A 2,824-nucleotide genomic window follows, 5' to 3' on the forward strand; every position below is an offset into this window, starting at 1 on the left:
AACAGCCCCTGGAACACGCGCCCCCGCCTCACCCGCCTCCACCGCGCCGCCCGCGCGGCCCGCTTCCCCCTCGCGGTGTACGGCGTCTCCGCGGTCCTCCACCTCGTCCTGCTCGCCCTCCTGAACCCGCCCGGCGACCAGAGCGTCCACGACCGGCTGATCTCCTGGGACGGCCAGTGGTTCCTCGACATAGCCCGCAGCGGCTACCCCCACGACTTCGCGATCACCCCCGACGGCCTCCAGGGCGGCACCCTGGCCTTCTTCCCCGCGTACCCGCTCCTCGTCCGTACGGTCCACACGCTGACGTTCCTGGACTACGACACGGCCGGCCTGGTCGCCGCGCACCTCGCGCTCATAGCCGCCCTCATCTGCCTGCACCGCCTCCTCCTGGACCTCTACGACCGCCGTACGGCCCACATAGCGACGTTCCTCGTCGCCTGCGCGCAACCCATGGCGCTGGTCTTCCTGATGTCCTACAGCGAGTCCCTGTTCCTCGCGTTCGCGGCAGCGGCCCTGCTGGCGATCCACCGCAAGGCATGGCTCACGGCGGGAACCCTGATCCTCCTGGCGGGCCTGACCCGTCCCGTGGCGGTGGCCCTCATGGCGGCCCTGGGCGTGGCGGTCGTCCTGCACTTCCGCCGCGAGTCCCGCATCACCTGGCGCCCCCTCACGGCCCTCCTGCTGTCCTACTGCGGCGTCCCCGCCTACGTCCTGTGGGTGGCCGTCCGCACCGGCGAGATCGACGCCTGGTTCAAGATCCAGGAAGCGGGCTGGGGCACCCGCTGGGACAACGGCGACGCGTTCTTCGGCTTCCTCGGCGACACGTTCACGAAGTCGGACGGCTGGGTCCCGGTCAGCACGGCCCTCCTGCTCCTGGCCCTCATAGCGGCGACAGCGGCGGCCTGGCGGGACCGGGTCTGGCCCCCACTGGCGACCTACGGCACGGTCGTCCTGGTGATCACCCTCGGCCAGAGCAACTTCTACCACTCCAAGCTCCGCCTCCTGATCCCCGCCCTGATCTTCCTCGTCCCGATCTCCCGCGCCCTCGCGCGCGTGCGCACGAGCACGGCGATCATCACCCTGGCCGCCGCGGCCCTCTTCGGCTCCTGGTACGGCGCCTACATGCTCACGGTCTGGCACTTCGCGATCTGAAAACCGATACACGCGCGCGAGGGCAACCGGTAAGAATCCCGCGTATGAGTTTCCGACTGGCGGCGTACGCCGTGTGCGTCAACGACGGCAGCGTGCTCCTCGCACGATGCGTACCCCCACAGGGCGAGCCCCTCTGGACACTGCCCGGCGGCGGGGTGGAGCACGGAGAGGACCCGTACGACGCGGTGATCCGCGAGGTCGCCGAGGAGACCGGGTGCACCGGGGTGGTCGAGCGGCTCCTGGGCGTCGATTCACGGGTGATCCCCGCGACGGAGGCGCGCGGGGGCGTGCCGCATCAGAACGTCGGGGTCTTCTACGCGGTACGGATCACCGGCGGACGACTGAGGCCCGAGCCCGGCGGCGAGGTCGCCGAGTCGGTGTGGACGCCGTTCCCCGACGTCACCCGGCTGCGCCGGTCGTCCCTGGTGGACGTGGGCATCGAACTGGCGCGCACGCTCCCGGCGACCGGCCACACCGCGCCCGTACAGGTCGGCGGCCTGATCCGGCACTGACGGCGGACTTGCGCGAACGCCCCCCGGACAGCAGAAGGCGCCCTGGCGCCGGTCCCCCCACGGGCCGACGTCCAGGGCGCCTTCCCATGTCCCGGTACGGATTCCCCCCACGGGATCCGGCCGGGCGTTTCGGAGGACAGCGCCTGAATCGCTGTGCTGTGTACTGCGTATGCGGTTGTGCGTGAGCGGAACGAGCAAAACTCGCCGCACCGCGTGGTTCTGCGATCTGCCGGGACGCGCACGCTGGGAGGGCCGCTCAAAGCTTCCCGTTGTACGTGTCCCGGCAACGCATCTCTGAGGAGGTCCCCCAAGACATCCCCAGATGCCAGTCCGCGCCCCCCAAGACGCTTCCTGACACCGTCAACTTAGACCTTCGAACCCCTTCGATGGTTACGTTCACATCACTGTGATCTGTGTCTCTCGCGCACGTCCCGTTTGGTGCGCAAGTGACCGGATACGGCGACCGGGGCTCCCGCGTGGTGAAGATGCGCGAGCCTTGTGAAGAGCTTATGTGAGGCGCTGCCCGGACTCCAGGGGGATTGTCATATCCGGTCGTATCAAATTGAACGAACTCCCCGTAACCTCTGGTAACTCCGCCCCGGGTTCAGCGGAACGTGCGCAGCCGGAGGCTGTTCGTGACCACGAACACCGAGGAGAAGGCCATCGCGGCCCCGGCGATCATCGGATTGAGCAGCCCGGCCGCGGCGAGCGGCAGCGCGGCGACGTTGTAGCCGAACGCCCACACGAGGTTGCCCTTGATGGTCGAGAGGGTCTTGCGGGAGAGCCGGATCGCGTCGGCGGCGACGCGCAGGTCCCCGCGCACGAGCGTGAGGTCGCCCGCCTCGATGGCCGCGTCGGTCCCGGTCCCCATCGCGAGCCCGAGATCGGCCTGCGCGAGCGCGGCGGCGTCGTTGACCCCGTCCCCGACCATCGCGACGACCCGGCCCTCGCCCTGCAACCGCTGGACGGCGGCCACCTTGTCCTCGGGCAGTACCTCGGCGACCACCTCGTCGATCCCGACCTCGGCGGCGACGGAGGCGGCGACGACCCGGTTGTCCCCGGTGAGCAGCACCGGCGTCAGCCCGAGCGAGCGCAGCGCGCGCACGGCCTCCGCGCTGGTCTCCTTCACGGCGTCGGCGACGGCCAGCACACCGCGCGCC

The 2,824-nt window shown here is 70.2% G+C and carries 3 protein-coding genes; 2 read left to right on the forward strand and 1 reads right to left on the reverse strand.

Translation table 11 applies throughout. The annotated features are described in order from the left end of the window. Both AOK24_RS22825 and AOK24_RS22830 read left to right on the forward strand, forming a co-directional pair. On the forward strand, positions 1-1,152 hold a 1,152-nt coding region (locus tag AOK24_RS22825; protein WP_055721934.1), incomplete at its 5' end, for a mannosyltransferase family protein. 44 nt (positions 1,153-1,196) lie between these two features. Then, a complete protein-coding gene (locus AOK24_RS22830; RefSeq protein ID WP_055721935.1) occupies positions 1,197-1,664 on the forward strand; it encodes an NUDIX hydrolase in 468 nt (155 codons plus the stop codon). Positions 1,665-2,268: 604 nt separating this feature from the next. On the opposite strand, the gene AOK24_RS22835 is transcribed toward AOK24_RS22830, so the two are convergent. Next, positions 2,269-2,824 (reverse strand): HAD-IC family P-type ATPase (locus tag AOK24_RS22835; RefSeq protein WP_159051952.1); only part of this gene is annotated, 556 nt, incomplete at its 5' end.

It is taken from the genome of Streptomyces niveiscabiei (genome assembly GCF_001419795.1).
In the GTDB taxonomy this organism is placed as follows: Bacteria; Actinomycetota; Actinomycetes; order Streptomycetales; family Streptomycetaceae; genus Streptomyces; species Streptomyces niveiscabiei.